The 14273-nt window shown below is 61.6% G+C and carries 14 protein-coding genes; 1 reads left to right on the top strand and 13 read right to left on the bottom strand.

Annotation, left to right across the window (positions count from 1 at the left end):
• Nucleotides 1-76 precede the first annotated feature (76 nt).
• The 5 genes from tolB to ybgC form a co-directional block, all read right to left on the bottom strand.
• A complete protein-coding gene (tolB, locus tag DEH80_RS02965; protein ID WP_109718970.1) occupies nt 77-1345 on the bottom strand; it encodes a Tol-Pal system beta propeller repeat protein TolB in 1269 nt (422 codons plus the stop codon).
• Nucleotides 1345-2325 carry a cell envelope integrity protein TolA gene (tolA, locus tag DEH80_RS02960; protein WP_165831257.1) on the bottom strand — a complete coding sequence of 327 codons (981 nt, stop codon included), beginning with the start codon at nt 2323-2325 and terminating at the stop codon, nt 1345-1347. Before tolA ends, tolB begins: the two co-directional genes overlap by 1 nt.
• Nucleotides 2326-2394: 69 nt before the next feature.
• On the bottom strand, nt 2395-2826 hold the full coding sequence (gene tolR, locus DEH80_RS02955; RefSeq protein WP_109718968.1) for a protein TolR: 432 nt from the start codon (nt 2824-2826) through the stop codon (nt 2395-2397).
• A gap of 2 nt (nt 2827-2828) precedes the next feature.
• On the bottom strand, nt 2829-3539 hold the full coding sequence (gene tolQ / locus DEH80_RS02950; protein ID WP_109718967.1) for a protein TolQ: 711 nt from the start codon (nt 3537-3539) through the stop codon (nt 2829-2831).
• Nucleotides 3536-3946 (bottom strand): tol-pal system-associated acyl-CoA thioesterase, encoded by a 411-nt coding sequence (gene ybgC / locus DEH80_RS02945; RefSeq protein ID WP_109718966.1) that lies wholly within the window; start codon nt 3944-3946, stop codon nt 3536-3538. Before ybgC ends, tolQ begins: the two co-directional genes overlap by 4 nt.
• A gap of 85 nt (nt 3947-4031) precedes the next feature.
• On the opposite strand from ybgC, the gene DEH80_RS02940 reads away from it, so the two are divergent.
• Nucleotides 4032-4940, top strand: a complete 909-nt coding sequence (locus DEH80_RS02940; RefSeq protein ID WP_109718965.1) for an isoaspartyl peptidase/L-asparaginase family protein — start codon at nt 4032-4034, stop codon at nt 4938-4940.
• Nucleotides 4941-5049: 109 nt separating this feature from the next.
• Here DEH80_RS02940 and ruvB read toward each other — a convergent pair whose 3' ends face one another.
• From ruvB to DEH80_RS02900, 8 genes are read right to left on the bottom strand one after another with little or no spacing between them, the layout of a single operon-like run.
• The gene (ruvB, locus tag DEH80_RS02935; protein ID WP_109718964.1) at nt 5050-6096 is read right to left on the bottom strand and encodes a Holliday junction branch migration DNA helicase RuvB; all 1047 of its coding nucleotides are present in this window, start codon (nt 6094-6096) and stop codon (nt 5050-5052) included.
• Nucleotides 6097-6103: 7 nt separating this feature from the next.
• The gene (gene ruvA, locus DEH80_RS02930; protein WP_109718963.1) at nt 6104-6697 is read right to left on the bottom strand and encodes a Holliday junction branch migration protein RuvA; all 594 of its coding nucleotides are present in this window, start codon (nt 6695-6697) and stop codon (nt 6104-6106) included.
• Nucleotides 6694-7257, bottom strand: a complete 564-nt coding sequence (gene ruvC, locus DEH80_RS02925) for a crossover junction endodeoxyribonuclease RuvC (RefSeq protein ID WP_243412738.1) — start codon at nt 7255-7257, stop codon at nt 6694-6696. The genes ruvA and ruvC overlap by 4 nt, the downstream gene beginning before the upstream one ends.
• Complete coding sequence (locus tag DEH80_RS02920) at nt 7202-7945, bottom strand: YebC/PmpR family DNA-binding transcriptional regulator (protein ID WP_109718961.1); 744 nt, start codon at nt 7943-7945, stop codon at nt 7202-7204. The genes ruvC and DEH80_RS02920 overlap by 56 nt, the downstream gene beginning before the upstream one ends.
• Nucleotides 7946-7957: 12 nt before the next feature.
• On the bottom strand, nt 7958-8536 hold the full coding sequence (locus DEH80_RS02915; protein WP_109718960.1) for a YfaZ family outer membrane protein: 579 nt from the start codon (nt 8534-8536) through the stop codon (nt 7958-7960).
• Nucleotides 8537-9976 carry a dihydrolipoyl dehydrogenase gene (gene lpdA / locus DEH80_RS02910; RefSeq protein WP_109718959.1) on the bottom strand — a complete coding sequence of 480 codons (1440 nt, stop codon included), beginning with the start codon at nt 9974-9976 and terminating at the stop codon, nt 8537-8539.
• A gap of 60 nt (nt 9977-10036) precedes the next feature.
• Nucleotides 10037-11293 carry a 2-oxoglutarate dehydrogenase complex dihydrolipoyllysine-residue succinyltransferase gene (gene odhB, locus DEH80_RS02905; protein WP_109718958.1) on the bottom strand — a complete coding sequence of 419 codons (1257 nt, stop codon included), beginning with the start codon at nt 11291-11293 and terminating at the stop codon, nt 10037-10039.
• Between the two features lie 51 nt (nt 11294-11344).
• Nucleotides 11345-14206, bottom strand: coding sequence for a 2-oxoglutarate dehydrogenase E1 component (locus DEH80_RS02900; protein ID WP_109718957.1), 2862 nt, complete (start codon nt 14204-14206; stop codon nt 11345-11347).
• Nucleotides 14207-14273: the final 67 nt, after the last annotated feature.

Here is a 14273-nt window from a genome sequence, read left to right as displayed (position 1 = left end):
TGTCATTCCTTTAATAATGAGAAATCGGTGCATGATTCCCCGCGACCATTCCGTGGGCTGAAGCCCATGCAAGCTGTCAGTTCAGGTACGGAGACCACGCCGGCTCCCGTACAGTTCCCTGTTGGCTGAGGCTTTGTCGGACACGACCATCCGTCGTTGCTGTCGCCAATTGCCCCCCGCTCCGCGCGTACATGATAACGCCACCATTGGGCGCAAAGCTGGGGCTTTCGTCCAGCGGACCCTTGCTGAGAATGCGCATCTGGCGGCTATCCAGCTCCAATACGCCGATACGATACCCCTGCTGATCCAGGTTGACCAAAACAAGGCTCTCGCCATCCGGCGCATACTGGGCCCGGGCATTGCTGCGGCCGTCATAGGTCAGACGACGCACATCGCCCGACGCCAGGTCCAGCTCGTAGATCTGCGGCTGACCACCCCGGTCCGAGGTGAAGGCAATCTTCTTGCCGTCGGGTGACCAGGTCGGTTCGGTATCGATTGCCGAGGAATTCGTGACCTGTCGTTCGGCCCCGGTTTCCACATCGATAATGTAGATCTCAGGGTTGCCCGAAAAGGACAGCGCCGCAGCAATCTTTTTGCCATCCGGCGACCAGGCTGGCGCGCCGTTAATCCCAGGCTTGCGCACGAGCTCACGGGCCACGCCGCTGCGTAGCTCATGCACAAAAATGGCCGACTCGCCATCGTCAAACGCCACATAGGCCATCTTGCGTCGGTCGGGGGCCCAGGCTGGTGACATCAGCGGTTCGGCCGAACGCACGATCGCGCGGGGGTCATGACCGTCCGCATCGGCCACGATGAGCTCGTATCGCCGCTGACCGATCTCGCCATTGGCCGTGATATAGGCAATGCGCGTATTGAACACGCCGCGCTGGCCGGTGAGCGCCTGAAAGACGAAATCGGCGACGCGATGCGCACCGGATCGCAAACCGTTCTGCGTGGCCGGCACGTCGTAGCCGATCACTTGCTTGCCGCGATAAACATCCATGAGATGGAACCGGATGTTGTAACCGCCGCCGTTTACGCGCGTGACTTCGCCAATGACCAGGTTGTCGACGTCCGCCGTCCGCCAGTTCTGGAATTGCACGTCCTCGGGCCGGCTAGGTCTGGCGAGCATCCGGTCCTCTGAGAGCGCTTCGAACAAGCCACTGCGTTCCAGGTCGGCCTTGATCACCTCGGTGACATCCACGGGCAGCCGGCCATCCGATTTAAACGGCACCACGGCAATCGGCAAGGCGCCCGTCACCCCTTCGTCGATGACGATATTGAGTTCGGCATGTGCCAGCGCCGTGTTGAACAACAAACTGGCGGCGAGTAACAAGCGCTTCATCAGCGATCCTGTGGTTTGAATGTGAAAATCAGGGTTTCTTCGAACACCCTGCTATCGCCCGTTGGGAGTGGATCGGACTTGTTGACGGCCCTTATGACGGAATCATCGAGCGCTTGGTTCCCGCAACTATCGACAATCTGCACATCGATGACACTACCATCCGGCAGCTGCCGCACCTTGACCCGGCATTCGAAGCCGTCGCCCATGCCCGGGGGCTTGATCCAGTTCTGGGCGATTTTCTGCTTGATCCGAAAGACGTAGTCATCACGAACCGATGCAAGGGCCGCCTGCTCACGCGCGTTCTCCTCGGCGGCCATGGCTTCGGCCAGCGCCGCACGACGACGTGCCTGCTCGGCGGCCTCGCGTTCGCGACGTTCTTGTTCCTTACGCTGCCTCTCTTCTTCGGCCTTACGCGCCTCTTCGGCTTTGCGACGCGCTTCCTCTTCCTCGCGCTTGCGTGCTTCTTCGGCCTGACGACGTGCCTCTTCTTCCTTGCGTTTGCGCGCCTCCTCCAGACGCCGCTGCTCGGCCTCTCGGGCCTTACGCTCGGCTTCCGCCTTCGCCTTGGCTTCCGCCTCGGCGCGTGCTTTGGCCTCCGCCTCACGCTTGGCCTGCTCTTGCCGGGCCTGTTCTGCGGCCTCGCGGGCTTGCTCGCGAGCGCGCTCCTCGGCCTGTTGTCGTGCTTTCGCCTCGGCCTCGGCCTGCTCAGCTGCACGCTGCGCCGCCAGCTGTTCCGCCGCGCGGCGCTGCGCTTGGGCTTCACGTTCACGCTGCTGCCTGACCGCCTCGGCACGCCTCGCGGCGGCGGCCTCTGTCTGCTCGCGCTGAATGCGACCCAAACGTCCTTCCACATCCGTGATGATCAGGGCTTCGACGGTGGGCACGGGTTCCGGTTCGCTCTGGAACAGCGGAAGCCCAAAGAACAGCAAAGCGGCCAGCGCAGCGTGCCCCAACAGGGCCGCAACGAGCGCGATCGCCACATCAACACGCGTGCCCCACATGTCAGCGCGGCCCGATGCCTGGTGTCATTCGCAGCAAAAGTCGACGCATCAGGAACCCGAGGGCTGCAGGACTTCCGGATCCGCTGCAAAGCCGATGCGGGCGATGCCGGCGGCCTGCAAGGTGGTCATCGCCCGCATGATCGACTGGTAATCAACCCGGCCATCGCCTTCCAGCACCACCGACAGATCCGGGCGACTACGTTTCGCGGTCTCGACGATGCGGATCACTTCTTCACGACCAATCGGCGATTCGGGGTCGGGCCCGATGGACAAATACATGTCGCCTGCCGCATCGACCGATAGGATCACCGGCTCGTTATTGGAATCGACCGCCATGGGCTCGGCATTGGCATCGGGCAGATCGACATCCACCCCCTGGGTCAGCAGCGGCGCGGTGATCATGAAGATCACCAGCAATACCAGCATGACGTCGATATAGGGCACGACGTTCATTTCGGCAGCGAGCTTGCGGCGTGCCATGACTAGGCCTCGGGCCGGCGCGACACGTTCTGCAGGCCGCGTTCGAGAATGCCGACCAGCTCTTCGGAGAAGGCCTGGAACTGGTTCTCCAATCGATCCACCTGGCTGGTGAAGATATTGAACGCGATCACCGCCGGGATGGCCGCAAACAGGCCGATGGCCGTGGCAATCAGCGCCTCGGCAATGCCCGGTGCCACCATCGCCAGGGTCGCCTGTTTGACGTTACCAATGGCAATAAACGCATGCATGATGCCCCAGACGGTGCCGAATAAGCCGACGTAGGGGCTGGTCGAACCAATGGTCGCCAAGACCGGTAGCCCGCCTTCCATGCGGTCAACCTCACGCATCTGCGCCACGCGCATGGCACGCTGCACCGCACTGGCCGCGCCTTCGTCACCTGCACGCTCACCCTCTTTTTGCAGGGCCGCACGCTGTCGGCGGTACTCCTCGTACCCCGCCAGGAACAAGGCCTCCATGCCGTGATCGGCGTGGTCGCTGACCCGCACGCGGTCATAAATCTCCGATAGCTGCCCGCCCGACCAGAACTGGTCCTCAAAACGGTTGGCCAGCCGACGCGTACGCCCCAGCATGCGGCGTTTGGACACAATAATGAGCCACGACAGCAGCGATGCCAGCATCAGGCCAGCCATCACCAGCTGAACCAGCAGGCTGGCATCGAAGATCAAATGGGTGAGCGACAGCTCGTTGTTCATGCGGTGCTCCCAAAAAACGAAGCCGGCAACGCGCGCGGCTTAAAAGTCGATTCGGTCAGACAGGCCGCGCGGACTTCGGCCTCGATCAAACACGCACCATCGGGGGCATCCCGATGCACGGTTTGTGCAAATCGCAAGCTCGCACGCCGCTGTTGGATGACGCGCACCGAGATGGCGAGCTGATCATCCAGACGAGCCGGCCCACGAAATCGCGTGGTCATCTCACTGACCGCAAAACAGAGATCCAGTTCGTGACGCAGGGATTCCTGGGACCATCCCAGCGAGCGCACCCACTCCGTACGGGCCCGCTCAAGAAAGCGCAGGTAATTGGCGTGATAAACCACACCGCTGGCGTCGGTGTCCTCGTAGTAAACACGTGTCGTCCACCAGAAGGTCTCGTCGCTCATCAGCGCTGGCGTTCCCTGCCAATCGAATACATAAAGCGCTGATTATACGCGTATTATTCACCCCTGCTTCGCCACGGATTCAGACATGTCCCATCACCCGGTTTCCTTTGCAATACACGGCGGCGCCGGCGATATGCCGCAGCGTGACCATGGCTATGCCGAGCATCTGGCTGCACTCCAGGCCATAGGCCGGCAGGTGCAGAGCGCGTTGCAGGACGGGCTGGCCGCCCTGGACGCCGTCGAACTGGCGGTTTGTCTGCTGGAAGACTGCGAGCATTTCAACGCCGGGCGCGGTGCGGTGCTCAACACGCAGGGAGAGGCCGAACTCGATGCATCCATCATGGACGGTCAAGGGCGCTGTGGCGCTGTGGCAGCGACGCGACGGCCACGCAATCCTGTGAAGCTCGCCCGCGCCCTGCTCAACGACGGACAACACGTCATGCTGGCCGGCGCACACGCAGACGCGGCCTGTACCCGACTCGACGTGGCCACGGAAGATCCCAGCTATTTCGTCATCGCCAATCGCTTGCGCCAGCTGGAGCGCGCACGAGAACGCGCCACCGTCGTGCTGGACCACGATGAGCCCTTAGGCACCGTCGGCGCAGTGGCCCGCGACCGCCAAGGTCGACTGGCCGCTGCCACCTCGACCGGAGGCATGACAAACAAGGCGGCCGGTCGGGTCGGCGACACGGGCGTCATCGGTGCCGGCACCTGGGCAGCCGACCCGACCTGCGCCATCTCCACGACCGGACACGGCGAGTCCTTCATCCGCGTCAATGCCGCTGCCCAGATTCATTGGCGCATGTTGTTGGGTCACGAGCCCCTGCACGCCGCTGCTGAGTTGGTCATTCAGCAAGTCGTGGACTGTGGCGGCATGGGCGGCCTGATCGGCGTGGATCGCGATGGACTGGTCTGCCTGCCGATGAGCACCCTGGGGATGTTCCGCGCTTGGTCCGAGCTAGATGCTCCGGTGCAAGCCAGCGTATTCCGTTAGGGAAGCGCTGATTCATTCGCGCCGCTAGGTTGCTGCCTGCAGACAGGCTAGGCAAGGCGCGAGGAGCGAAGTTTGGTCATTCCAAATGAGCGACGAGCTCAGCGCTTCCTTAGTCCGGAAACAAACCCGGCGCCGGCTCGGCCGTGCCGGCCGGCGCTTGGAGGCCCAGATGCAACCAAGCCATACGAGTGGCCTGGCGACCACGCGGTGTACGTTGCATGAAGCCCTGCTGAATCAGATACGGCTCGATGACATCCTCGATCGTATCGCGGGATTCACCGATGGCCGCCGCCAGGCTCTCAACCCCCGTCGGCCCGCCATCAAAGCGCTCCACCAGTGCCGACAACAGCTTGCGGTCCATCACGTCGAAGCCTTCCTTGTCCACATCCAGCAAATCCATGGCCGCCTGGGCTACGGCCTGGGTCACGTGGCCATCCGCACGTACCTGGGCATAGTCCCTCACGCGGCGCAGTAGCCGATTGGCCACCCGCGGCGTGCCTCGAGAGCGCCGGGCGATCTCCATGGCGCCACCGGCATCCAGCGCCATACCCACAATATCGGCGGATCGCGTGACAATCTTGCTGAGCTCTTCGAGCGTGTAGAACTCCAGCCGGTGAACGATGCCGAAGCGGTCGCGCAGCGGCGAGGTTAGCGAGCCGGCCCGGGTGGTAGCGCCCACCAGCGTGAATGGCGGCAAGTCCAATTTGATCGACCGTGCGGCAGGCCCCTCGCCGATCACAATGTCGAGTTGGTAGTCCTCCATCGCCGGGTACAGCACCTCTTCGACCACCGGGCTGAGTCGATGAATTTCATCAACAAACAGCACGTCGTGGGGTTCGAGATTCGTCAGCAGCGCAGCCAGATCGCCCGGCTTTTCCAACACCGGTCCGGATGTCTGGCGCAGCCCGACACCCATTTCGGTGGCGATGATATGAGCCAGCGTGGTCTTCCCGAGGCCAGGTGGCCCAAAGATCAGCACATGATCCAGCGCTTCACTACGCTGCCGCGCGGCCTCGATGAAAATTCCCAGGCGTTCGCGCACCGGCGCCTGTCCGACATAGTCGGCCAGCTGCTTGGGGCGGATCGCCCGATCAATACGCGCCTCTTCGCCGGAAGCGGCGCTGTCGATAACGCGAGACTCGCTGAACTCGTTCATGAGGCGACTATCGCATGGCCGCCCGCAGCGCGGCGCGGATGATGGCCTCGGAATCCATGTCGGCCCCGGCCACCTTCTGCACCATGCGCCCGGCTTCGGCTGGCTTGTAGCCCAGGGCAACCAGCGCATCGGTGGCTTCTGTCGCCGCATCCTGCGGTCGCGTTTCGATGGCTGCGCCACCGGCGGCAGGCGCCATCAATGCATCTGTACGCCCCCGCATTTCCACCACCAGACGCTCGGCCGTTTTCTTGCCGATGCCGGGAACGCGCGTCAGGGCGGTGACATCCCCCTCCTCAACGACGCGAGTGAACTCGCCGGCCGGGATGGTGGACAGTATGGCCAGCGCCAGCTTGCCGCCCACACCATTGATACGAATCAGCACGCGGAACAAATCCCGCTCGCCAATGGTGGCGAAGCCAAACAATTGCTGGGCGTCCTCACGCACGGCCAGGTGGGTATGCACGATCACGTCTTTGCCGGTGTCACCCAACTCGTAAATCGTGGACATCGGCGCCTCAACCTCATAGCCCACGCCACCCACATCAATGAGCAGGACCGGCGGCCGCTTGGCGATGAGGGTCCCCCGGAGGCGACCAATCATGTGGCCAGCCCCAACCGGGCTGCAGGCGAAGCGCGCCAGTGTGCATGACACAGCGCAATCGCCAAGGCATCGGCAGCATCTGCCTGGATTCTTGTGTTGATTCCCAACAAGGCTCGCACCATGTGTCCGATCTGTGTCTTATCGGCCCGGCCACTACCGACAATGCTTTGTTTGACCCGTGCGGGTGGATACGCCGCGATGGGCACATCCAGACAGGCGATGGCAGCCATGGCCGACCCTCGCGCCTGCCCCAGCTTCAAGGCCGACATGGCGTTACGACTGACGAAGACATCCTCGATGGCCGCCTCGGCCGGACCGTGGTCGCGGATCAGCCCCTGTACCTCTTCAAAAATGCGCCGGACCCGCTGGTCGAACGGCGCATCGCCCAATCGAATACAGCCCCAGGCCACGGGCGCCTGCCGCTGCCCCTGCACATCGACCACACCCCAGCCCGTATAACGCGATCCGGGGTCGATTCCCAGGATGCGGATCGGCTGGCCCAGCTCAGGCTGCCTCGGTATCGGGATACTCTGCGTTGGAATAGACGTCCTGGACATCATCCAGATCATCCAACGCATCGATCAGCCGGGTCAGCGTCTCGGCCTGCTCCGAATCCAGGGCGACGCTGGTCGTCGCCAGCATCGTGATATCCGAATGGGCCGGTTCCAGGCCCGCCGCCTTCAGGGCGTCGCGGACAGTCTCGTAGGCATCCGGCGGGGTCAGGACTTCGATGGAGCCATCCTCGTTGGTCGTGATGTCCTCGGCCCCGGCTTCCAGGGCAATGTCCATGACCTGTTCCTCCAGCGCCTCGTCTCCCTCACTGAAGACGATCACACCCGAGCGATTGAACAGATAGGCCACCGAGCCATCCGAGCCGAGATTACCGCCATGCTTGGTAAAGGCATGACGCACATCCGACACCGTGCGATTCCGGTTATCACTCAGGCAGTCCACCATGACGGCCACGCCATTGGGACCGTAGCCTTCATAACGGATTTCCTCGTAGTCGTCTCCTTCCATGGCACCGGAGCCACGCTTGATGGCGCGCTCGATGTTGTCCTTGGGGAGTGACTGACCCTTGGCCTTGTCGATCGCCAGCCGCAGGCGTGGATTGGAATCCGGATCCGGGCCACCCATGCGGGTCGCCACCGTGATCTCTTTTGCCAGCTTGGTGAAGAGCTTGCCGCGCTTCTTATCCTGGGCGCCCTTGCGGTGCTGGATATTCGCCCATTTGGAATGACCTGCCATGTCTTGCGATTCCTAGAACTTCAGATTGAACCCGGCATGGGCACCGGTATCCACACTCACTTCGCTACCCGGATCAAACCCCAGCCGAACCTGGCGCGCACCCACATACACGAAGGCGTTGCGGATCAGTTCGTAGTTCAGGTTGGCCGCGTACTCCAGATACTTGTCGATATCGCCAAAAGCGGAGACATCCGGCGCGTAGTACAGGTAAGCACCGACGCCGATCCGGTTATAGGCTGGCAGTCGCGCATCGAACTCAGCGCCCAGGGAAATGGCACCGCCAGTGGCATCCCCGCCGTTGACATCGAGTCCGACCAGGCGCACACCGAGCCCTGCATTGACCAGCGCATTGCGCGCCCCGGCATCACCGGTCACCAGCAGGCCCACATGGCCCATGGTGAAGTCCGACTTGTCATCATCGGCATACAAACCGCCGATCGAGAACACACCATCGCTATTGGGGAGTACGCCCGTATCGGACGAAAACTCACCCTGGATGGCGTCGCCAGACAAGTTGAGATCCAGGGCCTGGCCGGCAAAGCCGATACCTGGCGCCAGGAGGGCCAGCGTCAATAGGGTCTTGCGCATCATTTAGCGTCGCTTTTTGTTGATTGCGTGAATGGCGTGTCCGTGCACGGACAGCGCCGCTTCGTGGACGGCTTCCGACAAGGTCGGGTGGGCGTGCATGGTCAGGGCGATATCCTCGGCGGTTGCACCAAACTCCATGGCGACCACCGCCTCGGCCACCAGCTCCGAAACGTAGGGTCCGACCATATGCACACCCAGGATTCGGTCGGTTTTGGCATCGGCGATCATCTTGACCGTGCCCACCGACATTTCCAGCGCCTTGGACCGTCCATTGGCCGAAAATGGGAAGGTGCCCACATTGTATTCGACGCCCTCCGACTTCAATTGCTCCTCGGTCTTGCCCACCCAAGCCAACTCGGGTGCGGTGTAGATGACCGACGGAATGGTGTCGTAGTTCACCTGCGGCTTCTGTCCGGCGATGAGCTCGGCACAGGCCACGCCCTCTTCCGAACCCTTGTGCGCCAGCATCAAGCCACCGATGACATCACCCACGGCGTAGACGTTGGGCAGGTTGGTGCGGTAGTTCTCGTCCACCTTGACGAAGCCCTTGTCGTCCAGGGCGAGGCCGGAATCCTTGGAGAACAGGTCATCGGTATTCGGACGGCGCCCGACGGCCACGACCAACCGGTCAAAGGTTTCGCTGTGCTTGTCGTCACCCGTCTGATACTCGACTTTCACCTGCGTCTTCTGCGCCTTGGCACCCAGCACGCGGGCACCGAGACGGATATCCAGACCCTGTTTCTTGAAGTGGCGAGCGGCTTCTTTGGCAATCTGCTGATCGGCCACCGGAATGAATTGGTCCATTGCCTCCAGCAGCACGACCTCGGCACCCAGACGTGACCAGACACTGCCCAGTTCCACACCGATCACCCCGGCACCGATGATGCCCAGGCGTTTCGGTACTTCGGAGAATTCCAATGCACCCCAGGAATCAACAATGCGATCACCGTCGAACGGCGCAATCTTGAGCTCCACGGGCGAGCTGCCGCTGGCGATGATGATGTGCTCGCAGCTCAGTTCCTTGCTGTCGCCCTTGTCCACGGGCGTGACCTTGACCTTGCCGGACCCCAGCACGGTGCCGGTACCGGCAATGCCTTCCACACCGTTGGACTTGAACAGCGCCTGCACGCCGCCGTTCATCTGCTTGCAAATGCCGGACTTACGGGCATGCATGGCCTCCAGGTCCAGCTTGATCTTCCCGGCGGCGATGCCGTGCTTGTCAAATTCGTGCTGGGCGCGGTGATACAACTCCGACGATTCCAACAAGGCTTTGGAAGGAATACAGCCCGCATTCAGACAGGTCCCACCAAAAGCCTGGTTGCCGTCCCGGTTCAGCCAGTTATCCACGCAGGCGGTCTTCATGCCCAGCTGCGCAGCGCGAATGGCCGCGACATAGCCGGCGGGACCACCGCCGATGACGATGACGTCGAAATCCTTGCTCATTGCGTAACCATCTCGTTTGATTTGTGTTTGCGATTCAATGTGTTGAACACGTATCGCAGATTAGATCTGAAGTAGCAGACGACCCGGATCTTCCAGCGTTTCTTTGATGGTACGCAGGAACATGACCGCATCCTTGCCGTCGATAAGGCGGTGATCGTATGACAGCGCCAGATACATCATCGGCCGGATCACCACCTCACCGTTAACGGCGATCGGGCGTTCGATGATCCCGTGCATACCCAAAATCGCCGATTGCGGCGGATTAAGAATCGGCGTGGAGAGCATGGAACCGAAGATGCCGCCATTGGTAATGGAGAACGTCCCACCCTGCAGGTCGTCCATGGTGATCTTGCCCTCGCGCGCCTTCTTGCCGTAGTTGGCAATGGCCTGCTCGATTTCGGCAAAGCTCATGGACTCGGCGTCCCGAAGAATCGGCACGACCAGCCCGCGCTCGGTCGACACGGCGATCCCGATGTCGTAGTAGCCGTGATACACCACATCATCATCGTCAATCGAAGCGTTGACGATGGGATAGCGCTTCAGCGCTTCAACTGCGGCCTTCACGAAAAAGGACATGAAGCCCAGCTTGATGTCGTAGGACTTGACGAAGTTGTCCTTGTAGCGTGCCCGCAGATCCATAACGGCCTGCAAATCGACCTCGTTGAAGGTCGTCAGCATGGCGGCCGTTTGCTGGGCCTCAACCAGGCGCTCGGCGATGCGCTTGCGGATACGCGTCATCGGCACACGCTGCTCGACGCGGTCGCCACTGGGCACGCTCACGGGGTCTGACTTGGGTGCGGGTTTGGATTCGCTCTTCGATCCGCCGTCGTCGGATTTCGACGCTGACTGGTCGTCCGATTGCTTGGCCAGATAGTCCTCGACATCGCTCTTGACGATGCGGCCACCCTTGCCAGTTCCCTCGATCTTGCTGGGGTCCAGGTCGTGCTCGGCCACCAACTTGCGAACCGCGGGGCTCAGTGGCGGCGTGTCGCGATCATCCGCATCTGCCTTGTTGCTGTCGCCTTCGGCGTCATCGCTATCCGCCGACCCGTCTCCGGCATCGGCATCTCCGCCGCCGGCACCTTCCTCCAGCACGGCGATGATGTCACCCGAACCGACGGTGGCGCCCTCCTCGGCCTTGATTTCCTTGAGCACGCCATCGGCCACGGCAGGCACTTCCAGCATGACCTTGTCGGTTTCCAGTTCGCAGATGTTCTCGTCTCGCGAGACACGATCACCTGGCTTTTTGTTCCAAACAGCCACGGTGGCTTCGGTCACCGACTCCGGCAATGCCGGCACTTTGACTTCAATACTCATTCCGTCTCCAATCAGATTCCATAGGCGTGAACGCCCTATCCGGTTGCTTGATTACTCGCCGCGTGTTCGATTGCCAGATTCGAGTGCCTTGCGCACCAACTCTTCCTGCTCCTGGACATGGACCTTGTGGTAGCCGGTCGCAGTTGAGGGTGAGCCCGCGCGGGTGGCGTACAACATGACATGCTGCTCGCCCAGAGAATTCAGCAGACGATGCTTGATCTGGTACCAGGCCCCCTGGTTCTCCGGCTCTTCCTGACACCAGACAACGTCCTTGGCATTGGGGTAGCGCGCCAGGACCGCCTTGTACTCCGCCCTTGGGAAGGGATACAGCTGCTCGATTCGAACCAGCGCCACATCCTGGCTTAAATCCAGGTCTTCGCGCATTTGGTAGAGGTCGAAGTAGACCTTGCCGCTGCAGAGCACGATGCGACGGACCTTGCTGTCATCTTCGATGCCCTGGTCGTCAATAATGGTTTCGAAACGACCCTGCTGCAGATCTTCCAGCGTGGAGACCGACTGCTTGTGACGCAGAAGACTCTTGGGCGTCATCACGATCAGTGGCAAGCGATAGTCCCGCTTGAGCTGACGACGCAGCATGTGGAAGAACTGACTCGGCGTCGACGGCACACACACCTGCATGTTGTTGGCCGCACATAACTGGAGGTACCGCTCGAGACGAGCCGAGGAATGCTCTGGCCCCTGGCCTTCGTAACCATGCGGCAGCAGCATCGTCAGCCCACAGACGCGCCCCCACTTGGCATGACCGGAGGCGATGAACTGATCGACAACGACCTGAGCCCCATTGGCAAAATCGCCGAATTGAGCCTCCCAGATCACCAGTGTTTCAGGTTGAGCGGTGGCATAGCCGTACTCGAAGCCCAGCACGCCCTCTTCGGACAGCAAGGTGTCATTAATGATGAAGTCCTGCGGCTCACCAATGCGTTTGAGGGGCACATGGACGCTGCCGTCCTTCTGGTTCAGCAACCGGCACTGACGGTGAAAGAACGTGCCACGACCGGAGTCCTGGCCGCTGAGTCGGACCTGGAAACCGTCATCGATGAGGCCGGCGTAGGCCATGGTCTCGGCAAAGCCCCAGTCGATGGGGAGACCACCGGCCGCCATCTTGCGGCGGTCCTTCATGATGCGTTCGACACGGTTATGCAGCGCGAAGCCCTCGGGCACGTCGAGCAGGGTTTCGGCGAGTCGCTTCATCTGCTCGGCCGACATCGACGTGTCGGCATGGGCATCCCAGCTGCCATTGACGTAACGGCTCCAGTCCACCGTGTATTGGTTGCCCACCATGCCCAATGTGGTCCGGGCGATGTTCTCACCCTGGTCCAAACCGTTGCGGTAGTCCTCATTCAGCTGGTCGGCATCGCTGGACTCAATCACACCAGCATTCTTCAGCCGCTCTGCATAGAGCGCACGCGTGGTGGGATGAGACTTGATCAGCTCATACATCTTCGGCTGCGTCACGGCCGGCTCGTCCGCCTCGTTATGGCCATGACGGCGATAACAGACCAGATCGATGATCACGTCCTTGTGAAACTCGGCGCGGAAATCCATTGCCAGCCGTGTCACGAACACCACGGCTTCAGGATCATCGGCGTTGACATGAAACACCGGCGCTTCGAGCATCTTGGCGATGTCGGTGGAGTACAGCGATGTCCGTGCGTGCTCGCGCTGCTCAACCTCAATCGGATTGTTGGTCGTAAAGCCGACCTGGTTGTTGACGATGAAATGCACCGTGCCGCCAGTCGCATAACCCTTGGCCTGCGATAGCTGCAGGGTTTCCATGACCACACCCTGGCCGGCGAAGGCTGCGTCCCCGTGAATCAGGACGGGCAGAATCGAGCTACCGGTCTCGTCCCCACGGCGGTGCTGGCGGCTTTTCACCGACCCCTCGACCACCGGGTTCACGATTTCCAGGTGGGACGGGTTGAACGCCAGCACCAGATGAACGCGACGGCCGTCGATCTCGATGTCGTTCGAAAAGCCCTTGTGGTACTTCACATCACCCGAGAACCGCAGATCTTCCGCCGTGATCTTGCCTTCGAATTCGTCGAACAAATCCTTGGGTGATTTACCGAGAATGTTGACCAGCACATTAAGGCGGCCGCGGTGGGCCATGCCGATCACCACTTCCTCGACACTATGCGCCGACGCCCGGCGAATCAGCTCATCCAGCGCCGGAATGAGCGAATCACCGCCCTCCAGCGAGAAGCGCTTCTGCCCGACGTAGCGGGTGTGCATATAGCGTTCGATGCCTTCGGCCGCCGTGAGCTGCTTGAGCACCTCGCGCTGTTCATCGGCCGTCAGCCGGGACTCGTCGACCGAGCCTTCGAGTCGTCGCTGAATCCAGCGTTTCTGCTGGGTCTCGGTGATGTACATGTATTCGGCGCCAATCGACTCCGTATACACGCGCCGCACGACATCGATGATCTCGCGCAGTTTGAGCCGATCCGAGGTTGCCAACGAGCCGGTATCGAACTCGGATTCCATGTCCGAGCTGCCGAGACCGTGGAAGGCCGGATCCAGATCCGGCACGGCCGGCGGGTTGGCCAGACCGAGTGGATCGAGCTTTGCAGCCTGGTGACCGCGTACACGGTAATAGTTGATGAGCCGCAGCACCGATGACTGCTTGGCCGCGGCCTGGGCAGACAGGCCACCGCCCTTGCCCACGCTGACCACCGGCTTGGCCCGCGCCAACTCGGCGAAGGATTGCTGGATCGGGCTATGGGCGACATCGTGCCGCTGACTACCCGCCTCCATTTGCTTGAAGTAATCGCGCCAACTGGCTTCTACCGCGTCCGGATCGGCCAGGTACTGTTCGTACATGGCTTCGACCCAGGCGCCGTTGCCTCCAGAAATGGGAGACGATTCGAGAAAACGTCGCAGCTTTTCGCCGGTCATTTCGACCCCTGCCCGGTATGGATCGCGAAAGTATACGAGCGCAGTCGAACAGAACCCACCCAACCGG

It is taken from the genome of Abyssibacter profundi, from assembly GCF_003151135.1.
Classification (GTDB): domain Bacteria; phylum Pseudomonadota; class Gammaproteobacteria; order Nevskiales; family OUC007; genus Abyssibacter; species Abyssibacter profundi.
This window is presented reverse-complemented; position numbering and strand designations above follow the sequence as displayed.

Bases quoted from the DNA above. Each gene is read 5' to 3' on its own strand.
- ruvB (WP_109718964.1), bottom strand. From the start codon at position 6,096: ATGAACGAGTTCAGCGAGTCTCGCGTTATCGACAGCGCCGCTTCCGGC.
- tolB (WP_109718970.1), bottom strand. From the start codon at position 1,345: ATGAAGCGCTTGTTACTCGCCGCCAGTTTGTTGTTCAACACGGCGCTG.
- tolR (WP_109718968.1), bottom strand. From the start codon at position 2,826: ATGGCACGCCGCAAGCTCGCTGCCGAAATGAACGTCGTGCCCTATATC.
- odhB (WP_109718958.1), bottom strand. From the start codon at position 11,293: ATGAGTATTGAAGTCAAAGTGCCGGCATTGCCGGAGTCGGTGACCGAA.
- ruvA (WP_109718963.1), bottom strand. From the start codon at position 6,697: ATGATTGGTCGCCTCCGGGGGACCCTCATCGCCAAGCGGCCGCCGGTC.
- DEH80_RS02900 (WP_109718957.1), bottom strand. From the start codon at position 14,206: ATGACCGGCGAAAAGCTGCGACGTTTTCTCGAATCGTCTCCCATTTCT.
- lpdA (WP_109718959.1), bottom strand. From the start codon at position 9,976: ATGAGCAAGGATTTCGACGTCATCGTCATCGGCGGTGGTCCCGCCGGC.
- DEH80_RS02920 (WP_109718961.1), bottom strand. From the start codon at position 7,945: ATGGCAGGTCATTCCAAATGGGCGAATATCCAGCACCGCAAGGGCGCC.
- ybgC (WP_109718966.1), bottom strand. From the start codon at position 3,946: ATGAGCGACGAGACCTTCTGGTGGACGACACGTGTTTACTACGAGGAC.
- DEH80_RS02940 (WP_109718965.1), top strand. From the start codon at position 4,032: ATGTCCCATCACCCGGTTTCCTTTGCAATACACGGCGGCGCCGGCGAT.
- DEH80_RS02915 (WP_109718960.1), bottom strand. From the start codon at position 8,536: ATGATGCGCAAGACCCTATTGACGCTGGCCCTCCTGGCGCCAGGTATC.
- tolQ (WP_109718967.1), bottom strand. From the start codon at position 3,539: ATGAACAACGAGCTGTCGCTCACCCATTTGATCTTCGATGCCAGCCTG.
- ruvC (WP_243412738.1), bottom strand. From the start codon at position 7,257: ATGATGTCCAGGACGTCTATTCCAACGCAGAGTATCCCGATACCGAGG.